This window comes from Phyllobacterium sp. 01N428 (assembly GCF_056399405.1).
In genome coordinates, this window is sequence record NZ_JBFTRH010000006.1 from 254,722 (window position 1) to 278,531 (window position 23,810).

General features: G+C 59.8%; 29 protein-coding genes. 14 read left to right on the top strand and 15 right to left on the bottom strand.

From position 1 onward, the window contains the following. Nucleotides 1-4: 4 nt before the first annotated feature. Nucleotides 5-166, bottom strand: a complete 162-nt coding sequence (locus AC1DNI_RS16430) for a histidine kinase (RefSeq protein ID WP_477692616.1) — start codon at nt 164-166, stop codon at nt 5-7. Nucleotides 167-298: 132 nt separating this feature from the next. Between AC1DNI_RS16430 and AC1DNI_RS16435 the strand changes: the two genes are divergently transcribed. The 3 genes from AC1DNI_RS16435 to AC1DNI_RS16445 are packed head-to-tail and all read left to right on the top strand — an operon-like array spanning nt 299 to nt 3,332. Continuing rightward, a complete protein-coding gene (locus AC1DNI_RS16435; RefSeq protein WP_477692617.1) occupies nt 299-922 on the top strand; it encodes a shikimate kinase in 624 nt (207 codons plus the stop codon). Continuing rightward, nucleotides 919-2,049: a 3-dehydroquinate synthase gene (gene aroB, locus AC1DNI_RS16440; protein WP_477692618.1), complete on the top strand. Its 1,131-nt coding sequence runs from the start codon at nt 919-921 to the stop codon at nt 2,047-2,049. The genes AC1DNI_RS16435 and aroB overlap by 4 nt, the downstream gene beginning before the upstream one ends. Then, nucleotides 2,046-3,332 (top strand): HlyC/CorC family transporter, encoded by a 1,287-nt coding sequence (locus tag AC1DNI_RS16445; protein ID WP_477692619.1) that lies wholly within the window; start codon nt 2,046-2,048, stop codon nt 3,330-3,332. Before aroB ends, AC1DNI_RS16445 begins: the two co-directional genes overlap by 4 nt. A gap of 125 nt (nt 3,333-3,457) precedes the next feature. Here AC1DNI_RS16445 and AC1DNI_RS16450 read toward each other — a convergent pair whose 3' ends face one another. Continuing rightward, nucleotides 3,458-3,760 carry a BolA family protein gene (locus tag AC1DNI_RS16450; RefSeq protein WP_477692620.1) on the bottom strand — a complete coding sequence of 101 codons (303 nt, stop codon included), beginning with the start codon at nt 3,758-3,760 and terminating at the stop codon, nt 3,458-3,460. Nucleotides 3,761-3,884: 124 nt separating this feature from the next. On the opposite strand from AC1DNI_RS16450, the gene AC1DNI_RS16455 reads away from it, so the two are divergent. The 4 genes from AC1DNI_RS16455 to AC1DNI_RS16470 all read left to right on the top strand — a co-directional run bounded on the left by AC1DNI_RS16455 (nt 3,885) and on the right by AC1DNI_RS16470 (nt 8,522). Beyond that, on the top strand, nt 3,885-4,532 hold the full coding sequence (locus AC1DNI_RS16455; protein ID WP_027231323.1) for a J domain-containing protein: 648 nt from the start codon (nt 3,885-3,887) through the stop codon (nt 4,530-4,532). Nucleotides 4,533-4,625: 93 nt separating this feature from the next. Next, on the top strand, nt 4,626-5,612 hold the full coding sequence (gene cobS / locus AC1DNI_RS16460; protein WP_027231324.1) for a cobaltochelatase subunit CobS: 987 nt from the start codon (nt 4,626-4,628) through the stop codon (nt 5,610-5,612). A gap of 13 nt (nt 5,613-5,625) precedes the next feature. Next, nucleotides 5,626-7,512, top strand: coding sequence for a cobaltochelatase subunit CobT (cobT, locus tag AC1DNI_RS16465; RefSeq protein WP_477692621.1), 1,887 nt, complete (start codon nt 5,626-5,628; stop codon nt 7,510-7,512). Continuing rightward, nucleotides 7,512-8,522 carry an esterase-like activity of phytase family protein gene (locus tag AC1DNI_RS16470; protein WP_477692622.1) on the top strand — a complete coding sequence of 337 codons (1,011 nt, stop codon included), beginning with the start codon at nt 7,512-7,514 and terminating at the stop codon, nt 8,520-8,522. The genes cobT and AC1DNI_RS16470 overlap by 1 nt, the downstream gene beginning before the upstream one ends. Here the strand turns inward: AC1DNI_RS16470 and AC1DNI_RS16475 are convergent. Together AC1DNI_RS16475 and rpmB are read right to left on the bottom strand one after the other, a co-directional pair. Beyond that, complete coding sequence (locus AC1DNI_RS16475) at nt 8,495-9,145, bottom strand: queuosine precursor transporter (protein WP_091921233.1); 651 nt, start codon at nt 9,143-9,145, stop codon at nt 8,495-8,497. The two genes, AC1DNI_RS16470 and AC1DNI_RS16475, sit on opposite strands and share 28 nt — an antisense overlap. Before the next feature lie 99 nt (nt 9,146-9,244). After that, nucleotides 9,245-9,544 carry a 50S ribosomal protein L28 gene (gene rpmB / locus AC1DNI_RS16480; RefSeq protein WP_091921235.1) on the bottom strand — a complete coding sequence of 100 codons (300 nt, stop codon included), beginning with the start codon at nt 9,542-9,544 and terminating at the stop codon, nt 9,245-9,247. Between the two features lie 278 nt (nt 9,545-9,822). Between rpmB and AC1DNI_RS16485 the strand changes: the two genes are divergently transcribed. Together AC1DNI_RS16485 and yddG are read left to right on the top strand one after the other, a co-directional pair. After that, on the top strand, nt 9,823-10,632 hold the full coding sequence (locus AC1DNI_RS16485; RefSeq protein WP_477692623.1) for a DUF3108 domain-containing protein: 810 nt from the start codon (nt 9,823-9,825) through the stop codon (nt 10,630-10,632). 72 nt (nt 10,633-10,704) lie between these two features. Continuing rightward, entirely contained in the window at nt 10,705-11,532 is an 828-nt protein-coding gene (yddG, locus tag AC1DNI_RS16490; RefSeq protein WP_477692676.1) for an aromatic amino acid exporter YddG, read from the top strand. Nucleotides 11,533-11,536: 4 nt separating this feature from the next. On the opposite strand, the gene AC1DNI_RS16495 is transcribed toward yddG, so the two are convergent. Then, on the bottom strand, nt 11,537-11,968 hold the full coding sequence (locus AC1DNI_RS16495) for a cupin domain-containing protein (RefSeq protein ID WP_477692624.1): 432 nt from the start codon (nt 11,966-11,968) through the stop codon (nt 11,537-11,539). Next, nucleotides 11,968-12,738 carry a hydroxyacylglutathione hydrolase gene (gene gloB, locus AC1DNI_RS16500; protein ID WP_113282087.1) on the bottom strand — a complete coding sequence of 257 codons (771 nt, stop codon included), beginning with the start codon at nt 12,736-12,738 and terminating at the stop codon, nt 11,968-11,970. Before gloB ends, AC1DNI_RS16495 begins: the two co-directional genes overlap by 1 nt. A 146-nt stretch (nt 12,739-12,884) precedes the next feature. On the opposite strand from gloB, the gene AC1DNI_RS16505 reads away from it, so the two are divergent. After that, nucleotides 12,885-13,631: a class I SAM-dependent methyltransferase gene (locus AC1DNI_RS16505; RefSeq protein WP_027231333.1), complete on the top strand. Its 747-nt coding sequence runs from the start codon at nt 12,885-12,887 to the stop codon at nt 13,629-13,631. Here AC1DNI_RS16505 and metW read toward each other — a convergent pair. After that, a complete protein-coding gene (gene metW / locus AC1DNI_RS16510; protein ID WP_091921245.1) occupies nt 13,628-14,242 on the bottom strand; it encodes a methionine biosynthesis protein MetW in 615 nt (204 codons plus the stop codon). The two genes, AC1DNI_RS16505 and metW, sit on opposite strands and share 4 nt — an antisense overlap. Next, nucleotides 14,239-15,426, bottom strand: coding sequence for a homoserine O-acetyltransferase MetX (metX, locus tag AC1DNI_RS16515; protein WP_091921588.1), 1,188 nt, complete (start codon nt 15,424-15,426; stop codon nt 14,239-14,241). Before metX ends, metW begins: the two co-directional genes overlap by 4 nt. Nucleotides 15,427-15,648: 222 nt before the next feature. On the opposite strand from metX, the gene hisC reads away from it, so the two are divergent. Together hisC and AC1DNI_RS16525 are read left to right on the top strand one after the other, a co-directional pair. Further along, a complete protein-coding gene (gene hisC / locus AC1DNI_RS16520; protein WP_477692625.1) occupies nt 15,649-16,755 on the top strand; it encodes a histidinol-phosphate transaminase in 1,107 nt (368 codons plus the stop codon). Between the two features lie 3 nt (nt 16,756-16,758). Then, on the top strand, nt 16,759-17,691 hold the full coding sequence (locus AC1DNI_RS16525) for a prephenate/arogenate dehydrogenase family protein (RefSeq protein ID WP_477692626.1): 933 nt from the start codon (nt 16,759-16,761) through the stop codon (nt 17,689-17,691). Between the two features lie 24 nt (nt 17,692-17,715). Here the strand turns inward: AC1DNI_RS16525 and AC1DNI_RS16530 are convergent, their stop codons facing one another. The 3 genes from AC1DNI_RS16530 to AC1DNI_RS16540 form a co-directional block, all read right to left on the bottom strand. Next, the gene (locus AC1DNI_RS16530; RefSeq protein ID WP_477692627.1) at nt 17,716-18,015 is read right to left on the bottom strand and encodes a type II toxin-antitoxin system RelE/ParE family toxin; all 300 of its coding nucleotides are present in this window, start codon (nt 18,013-18,015) and stop codon (nt 17,716-17,718) included. Next, nucleotides 18,012-18,275 carry a type II toxin-antitoxin system ParD family antitoxin gene (locus AC1DNI_RS16535; RefSeq protein WP_477692628.1) on the bottom strand — a complete coding sequence of 88 codons (264 nt, stop codon included), beginning with the start codon at nt 18,273-18,275 and terminating at the stop codon, nt 18,012-18,014. The genes AC1DNI_RS16530 and AC1DNI_RS16535 overlap by 4 nt, the downstream gene beginning before the upstream one ends. A 75-nt stretch (nt 18,276-18,350) precedes the next feature. Next, a complete protein-coding gene (locus AC1DNI_RS16540) occupies nt 18,351-19,388 on the bottom strand; it encodes a DUF2125 domain-containing protein (RefSeq protein WP_477692629.1) in 1,038 nt (345 codons plus the stop codon). 42 nt (nt 19,389-19,430) lie between these two features. Between AC1DNI_RS16540 and AC1DNI_RS16545 the strand changes: the two genes are divergently transcribed. After that, nucleotides 19,431-19,952 (top strand): gamma-glutamylcyclotransferase, encoded by a 522-nt coding sequence (locus AC1DNI_RS16545; RefSeq protein WP_477692630.1) that lies wholly within the window; start codon nt 19,431-19,433, stop codon nt 19,950-19,952. A 49-nt stretch (nt 19,953-20,001) separates the two neighbouring features. On the opposite strand, the gene AC1DNI_RS16550 is transcribed toward AC1DNI_RS16545, so the two are convergent. The 4 genes from AC1DNI_RS16550 to ftsE all read right to left on the bottom strand — a co-directional run bounded on the left by AC1DNI_RS16550 (nt 20,002) and on the right by ftsE (nt 23,329). Further along, on the bottom strand, nt 20,002-20,787 hold the full coding sequence (locus tag AC1DNI_RS16550; protein ID WP_477692631.1) for a lysophospholipid acyltransferase family protein: 786 nt from the start codon (nt 20,785-20,787) through the stop codon (nt 20,002-20,004). Between the two features lie 83 nt (nt 20,788-20,870). Further along, nucleotides 20,871-21,620, bottom strand: a complete 750-nt coding sequence (locus AC1DNI_RS16555) for a YdcF family protein (RefSeq protein WP_477692632.1) — start codon at nt 21,618-21,620, stop codon at nt 20,871-20,873. A 70-nt stretch (nt 21,621-21,690) separates the two neighbouring features. Further along, nucleotides 21,691-22,677, bottom strand: a complete 987-nt coding sequence (locus tag AC1DNI_RS16560) for a cell division protein FtsX (RefSeq protein ID WP_091921253.1) — start codon at nt 22,675-22,677, stop codon at nt 21,691-21,693. Then, nucleotides 22,670-23,329 (bottom strand): cell division ATP-binding protein FtsE, encoded by a 660-nt coding sequence (gene ftsE / locus AC1DNI_RS16565; RefSeq protein WP_091948362.1) that lies wholly within the window; start codon nt 23,327-23,329, stop codon nt 22,670-22,672. Before ftsE ends, AC1DNI_RS16560 begins: the two co-directional genes overlap by 8 nt. Nucleotides 23,330-23,498: 169 nt before the next feature. Between ftsE and AC1DNI_RS16570 the strand changes: the two genes are divergently transcribed. Next, nucleotides 23,499-23,792: a hypothetical protein gene (locus tag AC1DNI_RS16570; RefSeq protein ID WP_477692633.1), complete on the top strand. Its 294-nt coding sequence runs from the start codon at nt 23,499-23,501 to the stop codon at nt 23,790-23,792. The last annotated feature ends 18 nt before the right edge of the window (nt 23,793-23,810 follow it).

The window sequence follows — 23,810 nt, forward strand, 5'->3', positions numbered from 1 at the left end:
GGCGTCACTTCTTCTGGTCGGGCTTCGGGTTGAGCTTCTCGCCTGGAATGCGAATGGTCATTTCGGTCTGTTTGGGATGCACGAAGGTCACGAGCGCGACCATGCCGGCATAGACGAGTCCGGCGAGGATCGCGAGGACAAGGATCAATCGTGTCAGGGTAGGCATTTTCGCTTCGTATGGTCAGATTTGAGGTTCCATAATCCTGCCGCCGAAACCTTATGATTTCATGAAACTGGCAAGAAGGGCAGGACCACTATAGTTTGCTTGACGAAAACAGAGTTTTCCTGTCGATACGCAATGATGAACACCACTGAAGACCAAGTAGAACATACGGACGTATCAGAGACTGCAAGGTCCATCCGCGAGCGCCTTGGGCACAAATCCATCGTGCTCATCGGGCTGATGGGCGCCGGCAAGTCGACGGTCGGCAAAAAGCTTGCCGCATTGGTCGAGCTGCCCTTCTTCGACGCCGATCACGAGATCGAAAAGGTCTCGACGATGACGATACCGGAACTCTTCGAAGCCTATGGCGAGGCCGAGTTCCGCGACCTCGAGCGCCGGGTAATTGCCCGCATGCTGGAGGATGGACCGATCGTGCTTGCGACCGGAGGCGGTGCCTATATGAACGACCAGACGCGGCGGGCTATCGCCTCGGAGGGCGTTTCGCTTTGGCTGAAGGCCGAGCTCGATGTGCTGATGCAGCGCGTGGCGCGCAAGCAGAACCGGCCGCTTCTCAAGAACGACAACCCGCGCGGCGTGATGGAGCGGTTGATGACCGAGCGCTATCCGATCTATGCCCGGGCCGATCTGACGATCAATTCGCGCGAAGAAAAGAAAGAGATCATCGCGCTTGAGGCGATGCAGGCGATTGCCGAGTACCTCGGCGGCGTGGTGATGACCGGTGAGGAAACGAGTAAATGACGGAACCATCCGCCGCAGCGACAACGATCGTTCCCGTCAAGCTCGGGGACCGCTCGTATGATATTGTCATAGGATCAGGGCTTATCGAGCGCGCCGGTCGTGAGATCGCCGATCGGACCGATGCCATGCGCGTTGCCATCGTCAGCGATGAAACCGTGGCTGGCCTGCACCTTGAACGCCTGACGCACAGTCTCAACGCAGCGGGCGTTCACGTGACGCCGATCATCGTTGCACCGGGCGAAAAGTCCAAGGGCTTTGCCACGCTTGAAACCGTGACCAACGCTATCCTTTCGGCGCGACTTGAGCGCGGTGACATTGTCATTGCCTTCGGCGGCGGGGTCATCGGTGATCTTGCCGGCTTTGCTGCAGGCATCGCCCGCCGCGGCATGGGATTCATCCAGATGCCGACCTCGCTTCTCGCGCAGGTCGATTCCTCTGTCGGCGGCAAGACCGGCATCAACACCATCCACGGCAAGAACCTCGTCGGCCTGTTCTACCAGCCGCAGCTTGTGCTTGCCGATACGGATGTTCTCGACACGCTGTCGCCACGCGAGTTCCGCGCCGGCTATGCTGAAGTTGCCAAATACGGCCTGATCGACCGGCCCGATTTCTTCGCGTGGCTCGAAAAGAACTGGCGCGGCATCTTTGAAGGCGGTCCGGAGCGGACGGAGGCGATCGCAGTCTCCTGCCGGTCCAAGGCGGACGTGGTGGCCCGCGACGAGCGGGAAACCGGTGACCGGGCCTTGCTCAATCTCGGCCATACGTTCGGGCACGCACTCGAAACGGCAACGCACTATGATTCTTCGAGGCTTGTGCACGGCGAGGCTGTGGCGATCGGCATGGTGCTCGCCCATCAGTTTTCGGCCAAGATGAACCTGGCGAGCCCCGACGACGCCGCGCGGGTTGAAACGCATTTGCGCATGGTCGGCCTTCCGACGTCGATCGAAGAAATACCCGGTGATTTGCCGCCCTCCGAAAGGCTGATGGAATATATTGCCCAGGACAAGAAGGTGGCGCGCGGGGCGCTTACCTTCATTCTCACGCGGGGCATCGGCCAGTCGTTCATCGCCAGAGACGTGCCGGCATCCGCCGTATTGAGCTTTTTGCAGGAGAAGCAGCAAAGATGACCCTGGAAATCTGGATCTTTTGCGGAGTCATCTTCGGTCTGATCCTGATCTCCGGACTGTTTGCCGGGTCCGAAACGGCGCTGACAGCAGCATCGCGGGCGCGCATGCATCGCCTCGCCAACCGTGGCGACAGCCGGGCGAAGATCGTTGCCACTCTCATCGAAAAGCGCGACCGGCTGATCGGCGTCATGCTGATTGGCAACAACCTGATCAACATCCTCGCCTCGTCGCTGACGACAAGCATGCTGCTTGATCTCTTCGGGCAGGCCGGTGTCGCCTATGCGACGGCGATCATGACGGTGATGCTTGTCATCTTCGCCGAAGTCCTTCCGAAATCATGGGCCGTTGCGAGCCCGGATCGGCACGCGCTGGCGCTCGTGCGTTTCGCCCAGGGCACGGTTTTCGTGCTCGGCCCAATCTCTGACCTCGTCAACTGGATCGTGCGCAAGATGCTGGGCGCTTTCGGCATCAACCTTGCTGCGGGAACATCCATGTTGTCGGCACAGGAAGAGCTGCGCGGCGCGGTCGAACTCCTGCACAAGGAAGGCTCGGTCGTCAAAGGCGACCGCGACCAGATCGGCGGGCTCCTCGATCTGCGCGAGCTCGAAGTCTATGACGTCATGATCCATCGCACGGACATGGATTCGGTCAATGCCGACGATCCGGTTGAAACGGTGATCGGCGAGATTCTGGCGAGCCATCACACGCGTATCCCGGTCTGGAAGGGGGCGAGCGACAATATAGTCGGTGTCGTGCATGCCAAGGACCTCGTGCGGGCCATTCGTGACGCGGACCGCGACTTTGCGAAGATCAACATCATGAAGGTCGCGACCAAGCCGTGGTTCGTGCCCGATACGACCACATTGCAGGACCAGCTCAATGCGTTCTTGCGGCGCAAGGCGCATATAGCGATCGTCGTCGATGAGTATGGCGATGTTCAGGGATTGATCACGCTTGAGGACATCCTTGAGGAAATCGTCGGCGACATTGCCGATGAGCACGATATCGACGTGCAGGGCTGCCGGCCGCAACCGGACGGTTCAGTGCTGGTCGACGGTTCTGTGCCGATTCGCGATCTCAACCGCGCGCTCGACTGGAACCTGCCCGATGCTGAAGCCACGACCATCGCTGGGCTCGTGATCCACGAAACGCAGAGCATCCCCAAGGAAAAGCAGGCCTTCACCTTCCACGGCAAGCGCTTCACCATTTTGCGGCGTGAGAAAAATCGCATCACGCGGTTGCGCATCCGTCCCCTGGAGGACGACAAGGCCGAATCCCGCTAGAATCACGACAATCCTGACTATTCCTTCAGCGCGACTGGCGCGACCCGGCTACATTCCGCGAGGCCTGTGATCCACAATCCGGCGCGATTGCCAGGCCTGAAGGGCAGTGGATGGAGCGTTGAACGCTATTTCCGTGTAGGCTCGCCGGGTGCTGCCGGCTCGAGCGCCAGCGCATGAACGCTCCCGTTCAATTCCTCCTTGAGGACTTCGTTGATGGCCCGGTGGCGCTCGACGCGCGACAGTCCCGTAAAGGCGTCCGCGACAATACGCACCCGAAAATGCGTTTCGCCCGACCCGTCAAATGTGCCATGATGATCGCCGTCTGAATGATGGTGACCGGCGTGGAGGTGGCTTTCATTAATGACTGCCAAAGAAACGGGATGAAAAGCCTCGTTCAGTTTGTTTTCGATTGCGGACTGAGTGGACATTTCGTTCTCCTGCGCCCATATGGTAGTTTCACTTGGCAAATCCGTACATGATCACAAATTTACCGCCATTTCAGGCGTTAGGTCGATCCATGGGCAAATGTCAATTCATGCTTAGCAAAGATAGATGACCTCGAATTCGAAATATTTTGACAGCATCCGCATCCGGCCGAAGAAGGCGGAAGAGGAAAAATCGCGCACTCCGGTGTGTCAGTGGGACGGCTGCGAAAAGCCGGGCCCGCATCGCGCCCCCGTGGGCCGCATGAAGGAGGGGGAATTCTTTCACTTCTGCATCGATCACGTGCGCGAGTATAACAAGGGCTACAATTATTTCTCCGGTCTCTCCGATGCCGAGGTCGCGCGCTATCAGAAGGAAGCCCTGACGGGCGACCGCCCGACCTGGACCATCGCCGGCCTGCCTGGAACGGGCGCCGGTGCAAGCGCCCAGGCTGCAAGCGCTGGCGGCGCGCGCACATCACCGGATTTTTCCAAGCTGCGCTCGGGCCGCGCGGCTTATCTCAATCGTTTTCGTGATCCCAACAGCGTTTTCAATGAGGCGCGGGTTCATGTGCGCAAGCCGAAACCCTTGGAAGCGAAAGCGCTGGATACGCTGGGACTTGGCGCAAAAGCCAGTAGCGAAGACATCAAGTCGCGCTATAAAGAGCTGGTGAAGCGCCATCATCCCGATGCCAACGGCGGTGACCGGGCTTCCGAGGATCGTTTCCGTGACGTAATCCAGGCCTATCAATTGCTTAAGCAGGCTGGTTTCTGCTAGGACCGCTGTCGGCTTATTTTTCGAGACCTCGCCGGAGGTTTCAGGGTGTGACTATCGTTTTGCGTCTGCGCGTGCAGTCGCGCTGGAGGCATGATGAACAAGGTTGATCGCGATATTGCGAATTTGCCGGATACAACGGTTTCGGTTTCCAAGCTCTTCGGGTTTGATTCGGACATGATGGTCCCTGCCTATAAGGCGGGCGATGCCTACGTGCCGGAAATCGACAACGATTATCTCTTCGACAAGCAGACGACGCTCGCGATCCTCGCAGGCTTTGCCTATAACCGCCGCGTCATGGTTTCCGGCTATCACGGGACCGGCAAATCCACCCATATCGAACAGGTCGCCGCCCGCCTGAACTGGCCTTGCGTCCGCGTCAACCTCGACAGCCATGTCAGCCGTATCGATCTCGTCGGCAAGGATGCAATCGTCGTCAAGGAAGGCATGCAGATTACGGAATTCCGCGACGGCATCCTGCCCTGGGCCTACCAGCACAATGTCGCGCTCGTCTTCGACGAATATGATGCGGGCCGGCCCGACGTTATGTTCGTGATCCAGCGCGTGCTGGAATCGTCCGGCCGGCTGACGTTGCTCGACCAGAGCCGGGTCATCCGTCCGCACCCTGCCTTCCGGCTGTTCGCGACGGCCAATACCGTCGGTCTCGGCGATACGACGGGCCTCTATCATGGCACGCAACAGATCAACCAGGCGCAGATGGACCGCTGGTCAATCGTGACGACGCTCAACTATCTGCCGCACGACAACGAGGCTGCAATCGTCGCGGCCAAGGCCAAGCACTACCAGAACAAGGAAGGGAAGGAGATCATCTCCAAGATGGTCCGGGTCGCGGATATGACACGCTCGGCCTTCATCAACGGCGATCTGTCGACGGTCATGAGCCCGCGAACGGTCATCACCTGGGCGGAAAACGCCGATATCTTCAAGGATGTCGGTTTCGCGTTCCGGCTTACCTTCCTTAACAAGTGCGATGAGCTTGAAAGGCCGATCGTTGCTGAGTTCTACCAGCGCGCCTTTGGCAAGGAACTGCCCGAATCAACGGCCAACGTCGTCATAAGCTGAGCGGCTGTTGGAAATGGCAGGTCCGGGAGATAACTTACGTACAAATCCGAAAGGCCCGGTCGATTCCGAGCCCTTCAAACGTGCCGTTACCGCCTGCATGCGCGCCATTGCCGGCGACCATGAGCTCGAAGTCGGCTTTGGCAATGACAAGCCGGCGCTGACCGGCCATCGCGCCCGCCTTCCGGACCTTCCCAAGCGCCCGTCCGCCAACGACATCGCGGTCACCCGCGGTCTTGGCGATTCGATGGCGCTGCGCAAAGCCTGCCACAATGACCGTATCCACGCGACGCTCGCACCGGAAGGCAAGCAGGCGAGGGCGATATTCGACGCCGTCGAACAGGCGCGTGTCGAGGCGATCGGCGCCTTGCGCATGGACGGCGTTGCCGAAAACCTGACTTCGATGCTTTCGGATAAATATGCGCGGGCCAATTTTCCGGCGATCACTGACAAGGCCGAAGCGCCGCTCGAAGAAGCCGTGGCGCTTCTCGTGCGGGAGAAACTGACCGGACGCAAGGCGCCGGAATCGGCGGGCAACGTCCTCGACCTTTGGCGCGACTGGATCGAGGAGAAAGCCTCCGGCGACATCGACCACCTGGCCGCCAAGATCAACGACCAGAATGCCTTCGCCCGCGTCGTGCGCGAGATGCTCGCATCCATGGAAATGGCCGAGGATCTCGCCCAGGACAGCCAGCAGGACGAAGACCAGGACAATATCGAGGATTCGCCCGATCCGGAGGAGAACGAAGAGGGCGGTTCCGAGCAGGACGAAGGCAGCGATTCGTCCGAAAGCGATGATTCCGACACGTCCAGCGATGATAGCCAGGCCGGGGAAACCGAGGCCACTGATGCTTCGTCGGACGAGATGGAAGAAGATAGCGACGCCGACGCCGAAATTCCCGGTGAGGCGCGCCGGCCCAATCCGCCTTTCTCCAATCTCGGCAGCGAAAGCGGCTACAAAGTCTTCACCCAGGAGTTTGACGAGACGACGGACGCCGAAGAGCTTTGCGACGAAGCAGAACTCGACAGGCTGAGGGCCTTTCTCGACAAGCAACTGGCCAATCTTTCCGGCGTCGTCGGGCGTCTCGCCAACCGGCTGCAGCGCCGCCTGATGGCGCAACAGAACCGGTCCTGGGATTTCGATCTCGAGGAAGGCTATCTCGACTCCGCGCGCCTCGTGCGCATTGTCATCGACCCGACGCAGCCGCTCTCCTACAAGCAGGAACGCGATACGGATTTCCGCGACACGGTCGTCACTCTCCTCATCGACAATTCCGGGTCGATGCGCGGCCGTCCGATCACGGTGGCCGCTACCTGTGCAGACATATTGGCGCGCACGCTCGAACGCTGCGGTGTAAAGGTCGAGATTCTCGGCTTCACGACCAAGGCCTGGAAGGGCGGGCAGGCGCGCGAGGCCTGGCTCGAACGCGGCAAACCCGCCAATCCCGGGCGCCTCAATGATCTGCGCCATATCGTCTACAAGCGCGCCGATGCGCCGTGGCGTCGTTCCCGGCGCAATCTCGGCCTGATGATGCGCGAGGGACTTCTGAAGGAGAATATCGACGGCGAGGCACTGATCTGGGCGCACCAGCGCCTGCTCGGCCGTCCCGAGCAACGTCGCATCCTCATGATGATTTCGGATGGCGCGCCGGTCGATGATTCGACGCTCTCGGTCAATCCGGGCAACTATCTCGAACGGCATTTGCGCGCCGTCATCGAAGAGATCGAGACGCGCTCGCCCATCGAACTGATCGCGATCGGCATCGGTCACGATGTCACGCGTTACTATCGACGGGCTGTCACCATCGTCGATGCGGAGGAGCTTGCCGGCGCCATGACCGAGCAACTCGCCTCGCTGTTCGAGGAACCGGAACGGGCGCCGAAATCCGCGCGGAAGCGTTAATGCGGCGACCCGCGCTGGCTTTCCGGCGCGCATTGCTATCAGCCGCTATTCTCATTCCTCTGACTGCGCAAGCGCAGGACGAGGGCGTGTCGCCCGCCGTCATCAAGGTATATCCGATCAGCAACTTTCGGATCGGATCGTCAGAATCCCGATTTGGCGGATTGGAGTTCGTCGGCGGTCTCGACCTTTCTTCGACCAATCGCGACTTCGGAGGCCTTTCGGCGTTCCGCTATCTCGACAAAGGCGGCTCGTTTCTCGGCATTACCGATACGGGCTTCTGGTATGCCGGCACGATGGAACGCGACGAGAAAGGCAGGCCGGTCGGGGTCGGCAAATTCCGCCTCGCGCCGATCCCGAGCGAGGACGGCGCGCCCCTGGAAGGCAAATGGAACTCCGACGCCGAAGGCATGAGCGTTTCGGGCAGTACGGTGACGGTCTCGTTCGAACGCGTGCACCGGATCGCCGAATTCGATCTCGATCTCGAAAACTTCGCATCAAAGCCAAGATTTCTGCCGCTGCCGATACCGGAGAACGAGCTCCGCAGTAATCGCGGCATCGAAACGATCGCCTATGCGCCGGAGACAGGGCCGCTCCAGGGCGCTCGCGTGGCCGTTACCGAGAAAAGCATCAACAAGGCCGGCGACATGTTTGCTGCCGTGCTTGAGGGGCCGCGCAAGGGCATCTTCTACGTCAAGCGCATCGACGGTTTCGACATCAGCGATGGAGATTTTCTGCCGAACGGCGATCTCCTGTTGCTGGAGCGTCGCTTCAGCATTGCGAGCGGCGTTGCACTGCGCATTCGCCGGATAGCCTCCGACGCCATCGTACCCGGCGCTACCGTGGATGGTCCCGTCATTATTGACGCTGACATGCGCTACCAGATCGACAATATGGAAGCGCTTGACGTCTGGCAGGCCGAGGACGGCTCGACGCGGGTGTCACTCGTTTCCGACGACAACCACTCGATCGTCCAGCGCAATCTTTATCTGGAATTCCGGTTGGCCGAATAGATCGCCGGCGCGAAGATGGCGAGAATGGCGCCATAAGGGACGAGCATCACGACGGCCATGACAATCTTGACCATGAGGTCGCCGAAGCCCAGCGACATCCACAGCGGGATCTCGTGGCCGAAGAATGGAACAGGCATGGCGAGCGACGAGTCGGGACGGCCAGTTACTGCATCGATCCACGCAAATTTCGCGGCGAAGGCTATGGAGAAGAACAGCAGCGTGTCGAGGAGCGAGCCGAAGATCGCCGAGGCGAACGGGGCCTTCCACCAGGTCAACTGCCGGAGCTTGTTGAAAACAGTGATGTCGAGCAACTGCGCTGTCAGGAAGGCAGTGCCAGAGGCGATCGCAATGCGCGGCGTCGCCAGCCAGATCGACAGGACCACAGCGATCGTAAAGCCGACATAGACGACCCTGCGCGCGAAGGCGGGGCCATAACTACGGTTGGCAAGGTCGTTGACCAGGAATGCAATCGGATAGGTGAAGGCCCCGTAGGTGAGTATTTCACCAAGGCCGAAGTGGTTGAACGGGTACTGAACCAGAATATTGGAGGCAGCGACCACGGCGCACATGGCGAGTACGGGAAGAATGAAATCCGAAGGAGAATAAGCGCTTTTGAGCGGCATTTTTTTATCCTGGGTAATGGAACCAGCCAAAACGATGATGACAACAATAAGGCCAGCCGAAGCTGGCCTTACGGCAATCAAATGGAAGCCGTTGCCTGATCAGGCAGCAACCGGTGCCTCGAGAAGCTTCTTGGCGATCTGGCGCTTCAAGAGACGAGCGCGCTGCGACAATTCCTTCTCGTCAGCCTTGGCCAGGAACGCGTCCAGGCCACCGCGATGCTCGACGCTGCGCAGGGCATGAGCCGAGACGCGCAGACGGAAGCTCTGACCGAGAGCTTCGGAGATCAGCGTAACGTGGCAGAGGTTCGGCAAAAAGCGGCGGCGCGTTCTGTTGTTCGCATGGCTCACATTGTTACCGTACTGTACCGATTTAGCGGTCAATTCACATGTGCGGGACATTGGGTCTCACCTTCAAATTTCATTACCTATAGCCCGAATGTTTCTTGTTACCATCGCACGTCGCCGTGCAGCGGCGCGCTTATCGGACAGGCGGCCTATTGGGAAGTCGCGTTTCTATAGTGATATGAGCCGCGCGCGTCAAGTCTACTTCTGCTGCCGGCTGCGAAGTTTGGCACAGCTCTTGCGTGGCAGGCCGTCAGTTCACATCTTTATCACAACTTTGCCTGCTTTCTACGTTCGAACCGGAGAAAGGGACGCGTACCGACGGGAATGACAGAATGAAGCTTACCCGGCACCTTGCCATCCGAAGACTAGCTCTCGTTCCGCTGGCCGCCTCCGCGCTTATCGGGGCAGTGCCGGCACATGGCGCGCAATCATTCAAGACCGACTACCGTGTGTCGATATATGGCTTGTCCATCGCCAAGGCGAGTTTTTCGACCAGCGTTGAGGAAAATGGTGCCTACAAGGTCACGGGCAAGCTTTCGAGCTCCGGCCTCGCGAGTATTTTCGACGATACCAATGGGAATCTGGACGTCACCGGGCACCTTGCCAAGAACGGTCCTGTGCCGAATTCCTATGAGGTGAAGTACCGGCACGGCGACCGCGACAAGCTGACCTCGATTGCATTCACCAATGGCAATGTGACCAACACAACCAATGTTCCGCCGATTAACAGCAAAAAGAAGAACTGGGTGGAACTCACCCCTGCCGATCTTCAATCCGTTGCAGATCCCATATCCGGAGTGATGGTTGCGGCGGATCGTCCCGATGAGGTCTGCGCCCAGACCTTGCATCTCTATGACGGACAGACGCGCGTCGATCTCAAGCTGTCGCCATCAGGCGGTGTCGCCCCCTTCGCGACCCGCGGCTTCAAAGGCGATGCTATAACGTGTACCGCGAAATTCGTCCCGATCGCCGGCTATCAGGCGGGCCGCAAGGCGATAGAATATTTGAAAAACTTCAGCAAGATCAGTCTCACCTTTGCTTCGCTGGGCAAGTCAGCTATCTATTCGCCCGTGCAGGCGAGGATCGGCACGCAGATCGGTACGGTTACCGTTTACGCGACCCGTTTCGAAAAGACAAAATAGCGCGGCCGGGGGCGGTCGTTTCGAAATTGGGGGCGCCGCGTGGCCACGTTCGTCGGGTTTCTTGCGATCATCATGTGGGCAATGCTTGCCCTTTTCACCGATGTGTCCGGCAAGGTGCCACCATTCCAGCTCACAGCCATGACCTTCGCCATCGGTACGAGCCTCGGCCTGATTTCCTGGCTTTGGCGTCCCGGCGCTGCACGCAACCTGCGCCAGCCGGCAAAAGTCTGGCTGCTGGGTATAGCCGGCCTCTTCGGCTACCACTTCCTCTATTTCACCGCGCTTCGGAATGCCCCTGCGGTAGATGCAAGCCTTATCGCCTATCTCTGGCCACTCTTCATCGTTGTCGGCTCCGCGCTCATGCCGGGCGAGAAGCTGCGCTGGTTCCACATCGTCGGTACGCTGCTTGGCCTGTCTGGAACAGTGCTGATCATTACCAAGGGCGGCGGCTTCGGCTTTGATGCGCAATATGGCTTCGGCTATGCCATGGCCGGGCTGTGCGCGCTCACATGGGCTGCCTATTCGCTGCTGTCGCGGCGCTTCGCCCATGTTCCGACCGATGCCGTGACCGGCTTTTGCGCGGCGACATCTGTCCTCTCTCTCGTCTCACACCTGATGCTTGAACAGACGATCTGGCCGGAGGGCGCGGTTCAGTGGCTGGCGGTGCTCGGCCTCGGGCTCTTCCCGGTCGGCGCCGCCTTCTACGTCTGGGATTACGGCGTCAAGCACGGCAACATCCAGGTTCTGGGCGCAGCAAGCTATGCCGCGCCTTTGCTTTCGACCCTTGTCCTCATCATTGCCGGGGTGACCGAGCCGACCTCGCGTGTCCTGCTCGCCTGCCTGCTCATCACGCTCGGCGCGGTGCTGGCAGCCAAGGAAATGCTGTTCAAGCGCCGATAACGCATCAGGGTTCCCAGCCCGGCTCCGCAAGCTCGAACTGGGCAAAATCAAAGCCCGGTGCGACGGTGCAGCCGACAAGTGTCCACTCGCCGGTTGTTCGTGCACTTTGCCATTGTCCCGCCGGAACGACCGCTTGCGGCCGTTCCCCCGCGGCAAGATCAAGACCAAGGCGGTGGGTTTCGCGCGCTCCATCGGCAGATGCAATCGACAGCAACAAGGGCGCGCCGCCATACCAGTGCCAGACTTCGGCTGCGTCCTTGACCCGGTGCCAGGCCGACACCTCGCCCTTTTCGAGGAGGAAATAGATTGCCGTCGAATGGCCGCGACCGCCGACCGGCCATTCCCTGTTATCGCGAAACGTCTGCACGTAGGAGCCGCCCTCGGGATGCGGCGCAAGTCCAAGGTAGCTGCGGATGGCCTCGGGCGTCAGCGTCATCAGAACACGTCCTTGCGCTTGCGGATTTCGGCGAACACCGCCTCGTCGCTGGCGTTTTCCATCTTCAGGTTCTTGCGGATAACGGGATCATGGGCGCGCAGGAATGGGTTGGTCGCCATCTCGCGCAATATCGTCGTCGGCAAGGTCGGCAGGCTCGACTCGCGCAAGGCCATAATCTCCTTGGCGCGCTCCTTCAGCGCCGAATTGTCCGGATCGATTGTCAGGGCGAAACGCGCATTGCTTTCGCTATACTCATGCCCGCAATAGACCTGGGTTTCGCCGGGTAGCGCCATCAAGCGCTGCAGCGACTGAAACATCGTCGATGGTGTCCCTTCGAAGAGCCTGCCGCAGCCGAGCGAAAACAGCGTATCGCCCGTAAATACGACCCTGCCGTTCGGTATGTAATAGGAAATCTCGCCTGCCGTGTGCCCGGGGGTCGAAATGACCTCGACCTCGAAGTTGCCGAACGCAAAGCGCTCGCCGTGCTTCACGGCGCGATCAATCCCCGGTATTTTCGACCGCTCGTCGGCGGGCCCGATGATTTCGGCGCCGAAACGTTTCTTGAGGGCAAGGTTCGCCTCTACGTGGTCGCCATGATGATGCGTCGTAAAGATGTGGGTCAGCTTCCAGCCACGCCGCTTCAGGGCATCGAGGATCGCCGCTTCTTCGGGCGCATCGATCGAAGCAGTGAGGCCAGCGTCCGGATCGTGGATCAACACGCCGAAATTATCGCTGCGTGCCGTGAATTGTTCGATTTGGAGATTGGACATGATCGTTCTCTTGAAGAAAGGGGAGCAGAAACAGGATAGCCTTGCTACTGAGCGGCGCAACCCACCTGTCCCTAGAAGTTTCATGTTCATGTTGGCGATACTCGTACCTGCTTCTATTTAAGGCAGGAACGCTTTAGGTTGCCCGCATGCATCTCGACATTATCGATCTCCGCGCATTCTACGCATCGACGCTCGGCCACCTGACGGAGCGTTCGATTACGATGGCACTCGCTTCGATCTGGCCGAAACTGCCGGGAGAAAGGCTCGTCGGACTTGGCTACGCCGTTCCCTATCTCGACCGGTTCCGCGGCGATACGGAGCGTACGTTTGCCTTCATGCCGGCCGGGCAAGGCGCCGCGAGCTGGCCGCCGGCGGAGCCTTCCGCCACGGCATTGATCTTCGAAGAGGAATTGCCGCTGCCCGATTCTTCTGTCGACCGGATTTTAATGGTGCATGCGCTGGAGCATGCGGAAGACCCCCGCGAAACGCTCAAGGAAATGTGGCGCGTGCTGGCGCCCAACGGCAGGCTGGTCATTGTCGTGCCGAACCGGCGCGGCCTATGGGCGCGCTTCGAGCATACGCCCTTCGGCAGCGGCAGGCCCTATAGCGGCGGGCAGCTGACGCGGCTCCTGCGCGAGGCAAACTTCACGCCGGGTCCCTGGGCAGAGGCGTTGTTCTTTCCGCCGTCGTCGAGGCGCTCCGTCATGCGGCCGTCGCCGCTGTTCGAGCGGGCGGGCCGGCGCTTCTGGCCGATGTTCTCGGGCGTTCACATCGTCGAAGCGCAGAAGCGAATCTACCAGGGCCTGCCGGTTGCGCAGCGTTCATCGCGGCGCGTTTTCGTCCCGGTACTGTCACCGTCAGGTACGGCCAGTGCCCGGCGGGATGGGATCTAACGCTTGAGCAGAAACACGGCCTGCTGGCCGAAAAGGTTCCAGAATCCCCACGGCATGTTGAAGCCGAGCCGCTGGCCGAGCGCGTTGAGCGCGACGGCGGATTCCACCTCGGCCCCGACCTCCCTGGTCATGTCGACAAAGTCGCTGATCGTGCAGAAATGGATGTTCGGCGTGTCATACCAGCTATAGGGAAGATCCTTGGTGACCGGCATGCGGCCGTTAAGGGCAAGTGAAGTTCGCACGCGCCAATGGCCGAAATTGGGGAAGGATACGATCGCGCGCTCGCCGATGCGCAGGAGTTCCGTGAGGACGTTTTTCGGATTGCGGGTCGCCTGCAGGGTCTGTGACAGGATTACATAGTCGAAGCCGGAATCGGGGTAGTATTTGAGGTCGCTGTCGGCGTCGCCCTGGATGACTGACAGGCCGCGGGCCACCGATTCATTGACGCCCTTTTGCGATAGCTCGACGCCACGGCCATCGACATTTTTTGCGCTCTGCAGCAATTCGAGGAGTTCGCCATCGCCGCATCCGACATCGAGGACGCGGGAACCGGGTTTGACCAGCGAGGCGATGACTTCGAAATCGACGCGGGCATTGGTGTTGACGCTCATTGGGCCAGGAGCCCCTTGGCGCGGGCCGCCGAACGAATGAAGCCGTTGATGGCCGAAAACATCTCCGGCTCATCGAGCAGGAACGCATCATGGCCGCGATCGGATTCGATCTCGACGAAAGACACCGAAGCGCCTGCGGCATTCAGGGCATGGGCGACAGTGCGGCTTTCGCTCGTTGGAAACAGCCAGTCGCTGGTAAACGATACGATGCAGAAACGTGTTTTCGACCCGGCAAAGGCGTCGGCAAGCCGCCCCTCGTGCTCGGCCGCCAGATCGAAATAATCCATGGCGCGGGTCATGTAGAGATAGGAGTTCGGATCGAAGCGGTCGACGAAGCTCATGCCCTGATAGCGCAGATAGCTTTCGATCTGGAAATCCGCATCAAAACCGAACGTGACGTTCTGCCGGTCCTGAAGATTGCGGCCGAACTTTCGATGCAGGGCAACTTCTGAAAGATAGGTGATGTGCGCAGCCATGCGGGCAACGGAGAGACCCTTGCGCGGCACTGTCCCTGCTTCGAGATAACGCCCTTCCTTCCATTCGGGATCGGCCATGACCGCCTGCCGGCCAACCTCGTGGAAAGCGATGTTCTGCGACGAATGCCGCGCGCCTGTCGCAATCGCTACTGCGGCAAACACCCGGTCTGAATGGCTCGATGCCCATTCGAGCACCTGCATGCCGCCCATCGACCCGCCGATGACGGCAAAGAGTTGCTTGATGCCGAAATGGTCGATGAGCATGGCCTGAGCCCGGACCATATCGGCAATGGTTATGACGGGCAGATCGAGCGCATAGGGCTTGCCTGTCTCCGGATTGATCGATGCGGGACCAGTCGATCCGAGGCAGCCGCCAAGGACGTTGGAGCAAAGCACGAAATAGCGGTCGGTATCGACAGGCTTTCCCGGCCCGACGAGCGTCTCCCACCAGCCGGGCTTTCCTGTCACCGGGTGCACGTTGGCAACGTGCTGATCGCCGGTGAGCGCGTGGCAGATCAAAATGGCATTGGACTTGTCGGCGTTGAGTTCGCCGTAGGACTGGTAGGCCAGGCGGAACGGAGACAGCGACACGCCGCTATCAAGATGCAAGGGCTTGTCCGCCCCGAAATCCACCACAGGACTATGGGGATTGGTCGCCTCCTGAATCTTCTGATCGGTCGTTGCTGATGCTCGGCTGGCTTTTGTCATCTTTACGCGAAAATTGAGCAAGATGCCGGTAGCTATGGTTGCGGTAGCGACAAAGTCAATGGTTACTTTGGTGCTGGCCGTCATCCATGGCGATCAAGGCCAAGAAGGAGAAATGCCATTTTTCTCGACATCCGCCCCGTGTGCGGCTATGTCCGCACGGTTGCTTTCCAGTGAACGACGAGCATTGCCCTCGAAACGTACGATGCCACGGAACATAGAATCATGACGACGACGCTTAAAGACCTACGCCCAACCCCCAAAGCCGGTGTGCTCGACATCGAGGCCTACGTGCCCGGCAAGGAACATGCGCCGGGTGTCGCGAAGGTGCACAAGCTCTCGTCCAACGAAACGCCACTTGGCGCCAGCCGGCACGCGATCGAAGCCTATGGCGCCGCGGCGGAACGGCTGGAAATCTATCCGGACGGGCAGGCGACCGCGCTGAAGAAGGCGATCGCCGAAATGCATGGCCTCAATGCCGGCAATATTCTTTGTGGCAATGGCTCCGACGAACTGCTCGGACTGCTCTGCCAGACCTATCTCGCGCCCGGCGATGAGGCGATTTATACCGAGCACGGCTTCATGGTGTACAAGATCTACATCATGGCGGCTGGCGCAACGCCTGTCGTCGCCAAGGAAAAGACCGAGCAGGCGCATGTCGATTCCATTCTTGCCGCAGTGACGCCACGCACCAAGATCGTATTCCTGGCCAATCCGAACAACCCGACCGGCACCTACGTGCCATTCGAGGAAGTGCGCCGGCTGCATGCCGGGCTGCCAAAGAACGTCCTTCTCGTGCTTGATGCCGCCTATGCCGAATATGTGCGTCGCAACGATTATGAAGCCGGGGTCGAACTCGTCTCGAACTTTGAAAACGTGGTGATGACCCGAACATTCTCGAAGATTCACGGGCTTGCCGGCCTGCGCATCGGCTGGATGTTCGCGCCCGCCCATGTCATCGATGCGGTCAACCGCATTCGTGGTCCTTTCAACTTGAACTCGGCGGCGATCGCCGCCGGGGCCGCGGCTATCCGCGACCGCGCTCATGTCGATGCCGCCGTCGCATTCAACGAGAAGTGGCTGCCGTGGCTGACGGAGCAACTGACGGCGCTGGGGCTGCGGATCACGCCGTCAGTCGGCAATTTCCTGCTTGTGCACTTCCCGGACGATCCGGCAAAGTCCGCCGAGATGGCCGACGCCTACCTGACGAGCAAGGGCTATATTTTGCGCCGCGTCGGCGGATACGGATTCCCCAACGCGCTGCGCCTTACCATCGGATCCGAGGAAGCCAATCGCGGCGTAGTCGCCGCACTCTCCGAATTTCTGAAGTAGACCATGTCCAAAATCCACTTTGACACAATCGCACTGATCGGCATCGGCCTCATCGGTTCTTCCCTTGCGCGCGTCATCAAGCGCGAGGGCCTTGCCGATCACGTCGTCATCTCCACACGCAGCGCCTCTACGCTTGCCCGGGCCAGGGAACTGGGGCTTGGCGACAGCTACACGCTCGACAGCGCCGAGGCGGTGAAGCAGGCCGACCTGGTGATCATTTCCGTGCCGGTGGGGTCCTCCGGCGAAGTGGCGCGCCAGATTGCCGGGTCGCTTAAGCGTGGCGCCATCGTCACGGATGTCGGCTCGACCAAGGGCTCTGTCATTGCACAGATGCAGCCGGAACTTCCCGCAAGCGTGCATTTCATTCCCGGCCATCCGCTGGCGGGTACTGAGTATTCCGGACCGGATTCAGGCTTTGCCGAACTTTTCAACAATCGTTGGTGCATTCTAACGCCGCTCGAAGGTACCGACCCCGACGCGCTCGATCGTTTGACGAAGTTCTGGGAAGCATGCGGCTCGCGCCTCGATACGATGGATCCTGTGCACCACGACCGGGTGCTCGCCATTGTCTCGCACCTGCCGCACATCATCGCCTATAATATCGTCGGCACCGCCAGCGACCTTGAGGAAGTGACGAATTCCGAAGTCATCAAATACTCGGCCTCGGGCTTTCGCGACTTCACGCGCCTCGCGGCCTCCGACCCGACAATGTGGCGGGACGTCTGCCTCCACAACAAGGAGGCGATCCTCGAAATGCTCGCGCGCTTTTCCGAGGATCTATCCTCGCTGCAGCGGTCGATCCGTTGGGGCGACGGCGATGCCCTCTTCAGCCTGTTCACGCGCACCCGCGCAGTGCGCCGCGGCATCATCGACGCAGGGCAGGAAATCGACGCTCCCGATTTCGGCCGCCAGAAGGCAGGCCAGCCGGGGAGTTGATCGCTGGGAATCGTTTATCGACAGCTATGGCTCCAGGAAGACGAGAGATTCGTAGTCCTGGGCCCCGTTCAAGATACGTAGCACCTTAACGCTGGCCTCGTCGACGCGATAGAAAATCAGATATTCGCCATGCGGTCGACGGCGAACGCCAGTGTGCTCATAGCGGGTTACGATGGGAAATCGGCGCGGCATATCGCCTAGCCGCCGGCATCGTTCGACCAATTCATTCACGAAGGTTGCTGCTCGCGCAGCATTATCGCGGGCGATGTAGTCGCCAATACGCTCAAGGTCGTCTTCGGCCTCCTGCGTAATAACAACGATCACTTTTGAGTTTCAACAATCATACGCTGGTATTTCGCGTTAAGCCTGTCGGCGACTTCTTGCAAAGGCCGGACGCGTCCCGCTTCAACGTCGGCGAGGCCCCGGGCAATAGCAGCATCCAGTGCCGCCAGGCGCTTTTCGCGCTCCTCTATCAAACGAACACCTTCCCGTAGAACTTCGCTGCGCGAGTTATAGCGCCCGGTCTTCACCAGGTCGTCTACGTAGGCCTCGAGCTTTTGTCCCAGATTTGCGCTACTGGCCATGGATATATCTCCTCCCCGAAACTAACATTGCTGATAACTGTTAGCAATGCGACTTTAGCTGCATGGAATGCGTAGTCACAGCGCCGGCAGGCGGCCGATACTGATAAAGCCGACGGACATTTTTCCGTTCTTCACGCTGATCGGAAGCGTCGGTGCGCCGTTGGCGTCGCGCGGCGCAAAAGCAAGCGCCTGCAGCACGGTGGAAATCGTATTGCCGGCCTCAGGAACGATGCCCTGAACGGCTTTGGCGAAGCCCTCCGGGTTGCGTAAAGTCACCCGGAATTCGCCGGTGATGCGCCCGTCTTCAGCCACCGAGAACGGCCCGGTGATGCCGACGCCGCTGCCGTCTTCAAAGGAGAGATCGACCTTGCGCAAAGTGCCTGATTGCCCGCGCAGGACAGTCAGGTTGCGCTCGGTTTTGCCCAGAAGCGCGAAACCATTGGTAAGTCCGATGTCCGCAGCGCCGGTAAGTTCAGGCAGCGAACGGTTGGGAACGACGTTATCGGCGAGTTTGAGCTTGTTGATATTCAGCGTGACATCCATCTGCGGATCATTGGCGCGAAAGTCGAGCTGCCCGCTTCCCACGACGGCGATTGGCGCCGCGCCTGGATCACGCCCGCTCACGACGACATTCTTCCCGTCGATCGTGATTTCCTTCGGAAGCGGCCGGTCGAGGCGGATACTGGAGGTCAGGCCGTCCCACTTGGCATCAAGTGGAATAAACCCCGGCAGATCGAGCGCCGCAGGCCCCTCGATGACGCTGTTGATACGCATTGGATCGTAAAGCTGTGCCGCCGAGCGGAAGCTTCCGGCTGTCACTGAAAGATTTTTTGCCTTGTCGGCCCAGCCGACCTTGGTGCAATCGAGCCCGACGCGCAGGGGGAAGCCGCTGGCCCTTGCGTTCTCGCAAGTCGCGTCGATGCCTCTTTCCTTGAAGGCGGCGATGTTCGTCGCAACACGGGCCTCGAGCTCGCGGGCGAGGTAGTACCAGCCGGCCGTGTAGATCACGCCAAGCACGACAAGCCCGCCGATCAGAAATTTCAGCAGCCTGCGCGGTTTCTTGACAGTTTCGGGGGTGCTTGACGGCATGGTCCGGCTATCGCTATCGATCATGGGGAAGCTCCGCTGGGTGGGAGTACAGCTATCAGGATGGATATGGGCGATTTTTGGGTCTTTGGCTACGGATCTTTGATGTGGAAACCCGGCTTCGCTCATGTGGAGACCACTCATGCCCGCCTCCACGGCTACCGGCGCGCGCTTTGCGTGCGTTCTTATGTTCACCGTGGCACGCCGGAGCGGCCGGGCCTCGTCCTCGGGCTTGATCGAGGGGGGTCATGCCTCGGCATGGCGTTTCGCGTGCCGGGAGAGCTCGAGGATGAAGTTGTCGCTTATCTGCGCGAGCGCGAGCTTGTGACCCACGTTTATCTTGAACGCCGGCTGGGCGTGCGCCTTGCGGATGGCCGCAAGGTCGAGGCGTTAACCTACATCGTGGACCGCGACCATGTGCAATATGCAGGGGCACTGTCCGTTGAAGATGCGGCAATGGCGGTCCGCGGTTCGGTCGGAAAATCCGGCCGCAACGAAGACTATGTGCACAGTACGCTTGAACATATGCGCAAGATGGATATTCGCGATCATTGGATGGAGGCAGTCGCTGTTGCTGTCGACCAGGGCTAACGCTGGTCCTCAGGCGAGGCTCGAGGACGTGGCAACGCAATATGAATAATCAAACCTCGACGCTGAGTTCCTTCAGCCGCTGGACCGCCGTTGGCGGCATTGGCGGCGGATTGTCGGATTTCGCCGTTGCGATCAATAGCTCGTCGCATGCGGCTTCCGTGACCTCTTCCAGCTTTTTGAGGAAGGCGTCGTTGTCGAGACCCGGCTGGATCGGCGGCAGGATTCGGCAGCGGATTATTCCGGGGTAGCGCAAGAATTTGCGGCGCGGCCAGAAAAGCCCGGCATTATGGGCAATTGGCACCACAGGAACGCCGAGTTCACCATAGATATGGGCAACCCCGTATTTGTAATGCGGCGGAGCACCTGGAGCCGTCCGGGTACCCTCAGGGTAGATCATCAGCTGCCGGTTGTCGGCAATGGCATCGCGAGCACCACGCACGGCGGCTTTCATGGCCGCGGAACGCCTGCCACGGTCGATCGGCACCATTTTCATCTTGGCGATATACCAGCCGAAAAGCGGGATCCACGTCAGTTCGCGCTTGAGGATATAGACCGGATCGGCGATGTGCGGCAGGAAGGCATAGGTATCCCAGAACGACTGGTGCTTCGGCGCGCAGATATAGGGGCCCTCCGGGAGGTTTTCCAACCCTTCAATCAGCGGCTCGGCGCCCGCAATGACCTTCTGCAGCCAGAGATTGGATTTTGCCCAATTCTTGGGGATGATCCAGGCCTGCTTGCGCGGGCTGAGGAAGTAGAAGGGCGTAAAGATGATCATCTGGATGATCAGGTTGAGATAGAAGGCGGTGTTGAAGAGAAGTGACCGGATGATCGTCATGAGGGTCTCTGGTGCTGTCGGCTTGCGGTCTTCGTTATACCAATTCAGCGTGGCCGTGAACCGGCAAACCGGCGCCCGTGAAATTACCCCTTGAAACGGTGCAGAAGTGACGCGGTGGCATCGGACAGACTGTCGGGCAGATTGGAGCGCAGGACGGCGCCGAGATATTTGACGTATTCGACGAAGAGTACGCGCACGATCAGGCCGCGCGATATCCAGTCGCCATCACGCAGATTGGTGTTGATGATCGGATAGGGAATGAATTCGATATCCTGCGAAGCGTGGGTGAGTTCGACCATGGTGCGCGGGATGTGGTAATTGTTGGTGACCACGATCACCCGCTTGTAATTGTTCGCATTGGCCCATTTGACGCTCTCTTCGGCATTGCCGATCGTGTCCAGTGCCGAACGGTCCAGATCGACGCAGCAGTCGAACAGTTCCGCATCGCCGCCCGTAACCCGCTGCAATTCAGCGCGGTTGGCTGAGGCGTGAACGCCGCTGATGAAAAGCCGCTTGCCGCGCTTGTTCTTGAGCAGGTCGAGCGCCCCCTCGATACGCGAATAACCGCCTGTGAGAACGACGATCCCATCGGCCGGCTCGGTCAAATCGGGCGGTTCCATCATCGTCACGCGATCGCTGAAAATGATGAAACCGCCGATGAACAGTCCGAGGGCAAGAATTGCGAGGACGAACAAAGGCAAGACGATGCGATTGCGGACGAATGTCACGACCCGCCCATCACGTCTCATATCGTCGGAATCCTGGTTGCCGTTGCTGTCGTTGACGCCGTTCATCTTGCGCGCAAATTGCCTTGTCTGAGATATGTCTTTCAAAATGGAGGTCAACCACGGCCTTGCAGGGGCCTTTTGCCAAATCCATGTTACTGAAACTAAATTAACAAAGTTAGGTTTCGTCGCGTCTGTCCACCTGTCTTAAATGTGCAATGACCGTCATTCGCGTTGTAATCATCGTGAGGACGCTGACCGCCAGAATAATAAGGACAACACCGGTATAGCCGCTCGATCCGATGGAAAAATTGCCGAAAAGCGCGGTCGCCTGATCTGCCTCAGGCGTGGCGAGATTGCGCGACGACCACCACGCAATCATCAGGAAAATGGCTATCGCGAGCGCGCCGCCGCAGAGTGCTCCCTTGAGCGCGGTCCAGAAGAAATGCCGCTCGAACTGGCGGGCAACGAACTTCTGTTCAGCGCCGATGAAATGCAGCACCTCGATGATATGGCCGTTGCCCGCCATGGCGCCGCGCGTTGCGAAAATAACCGTAAGCACCGTCGCCGCCACGACGAGGGCAAGGACCGCGGTGCCGATGAGCACGGTCGAGCGGGCCATTGAGACGAGGCGGTCCACCCAGTTGCGGTGATCGTCGAAGCTTGCCCCCGGTACATCCTTGACGAGCGCGGCGCGGATGGCGGCAAAATCGGGCAGGGCGGCCTCGTCGAGCGTCACGACAACGAGGCGCGGCACCGGGAGTTCATCAATGTCGAGCCCGGTACCGAGCCACGGCTCAAGCAGCCGCGCCGTCGCTGCCCTGTCGATGATCCGCGTTGCCTTCACGCCGGCGAAGCCTTGCGCGATGCCGCTTGCCTTGGCGAGCAGCGCTTCCATGTCCTCGCCCTCGACGGGGCGTATCTGGATGGTGGCTTCAGTCGAAATCTGGCTCTGCCAGGTGGCCGCCGTCGATTGGACAAGGCTGACGGCGCCTATTGTGAGGCAGGCGAGAAAGGTCATGATGGCAATCACGATCATCAGGGCATGTCCGACGACATTGCCTGCCGGAACGATCGGCGCCTGGCCATTGCCGCCGCGCACACGCGCGACAAGGACGCCTATGGCGGAGAAAGCCTGTTCCTTGAGGCGGGCGGCGTCAATCATAGACGTCGAGCCTCCCCTGATCGAGGATCATGCGCCGCGCATTGATCTGGTCCATGAGCGTGAGATCATGGGTGGCGATGACAACGGCGGTGCCGGACCGATTGAGCTCGCCAAAGAGCCGCAGCAGCCGCCGCGCCAGCGGCGGATCGACATTGCCGGTCGGCTCGTCGGCAAGCAGAATCTCGGGCTGGTCGATGAGGGCGCGGGCGATTGCCGCGCGCTGCTTCTCACCGCCGGAAAGGACAGGCGGGAGCACGTGCATGCGCTCGCCAAGGCCGACCCAGTGCAAGAGTTCCTCGACTTCGGCGCGGTATGTCGCCTCTTCCTTGCCGCGCACACGCAGCGGCAGCGCGACATTCTGATAGGTCGTCATGTGATCGAGCAGGCGGAAATCCTGGAAGACGACGCCGATGCGGCGGCGCAGCAGTGGCATTTCCTTCGATGAGATGGTGGCAATGTCCTTGCCGAAAACCGTAATCAGACCGCGTGTCGGCTTCAGTGTCATGAAGAGGAGACGAAGCAGCGAGGTCTTGCCGGCGCCAGAGGGACCGGTCAGAAACTGGAACGAGCGGGGCGAGATATGGAGGCTGACATCACGCAGCACCTCCGGGCCCATCCCGTATCGCAGTCCGACATTCTCAAAGCGAATCAAGCGTAGTTTTCCAATCTCAAATCCATGCCCGTTTTATTTGGCGCGGACAGATTTGACCACCCATCAACATGCCTGAACGACAGCCGAAACGTTAATTTTTGCGCGCTAGGCTCCTGCGCATGATTCGGACAAACATGACTGCAACATGGCAGGGTGAGCGGAAAACCCGATGAATGCACAATCTGCAGCACCGCTTGCGAACGAGGCCATGAATATTGCGTCGGCGCAGGCATTCGCCATGCCCGACATCGAAGACGCTTCGTTCGAAACGATAATGCCAGGTGGAAGCGCGATCAACGCACATGCTGAGGTGGCGGCAACGGCAGGCGGCTTTGCGATATTCACTCCTGCGGTTTCGGGCCGTCCAAGCCTTCCCGGCTTTGGCTATTGGCTGGTCGTCGCTTTGGCGGCGCTGTCGGCATTCTGGATCGCTGGCGGGCACGTGCTATTCATCGGACAGTAAGCCGCCCGCACATGTTCA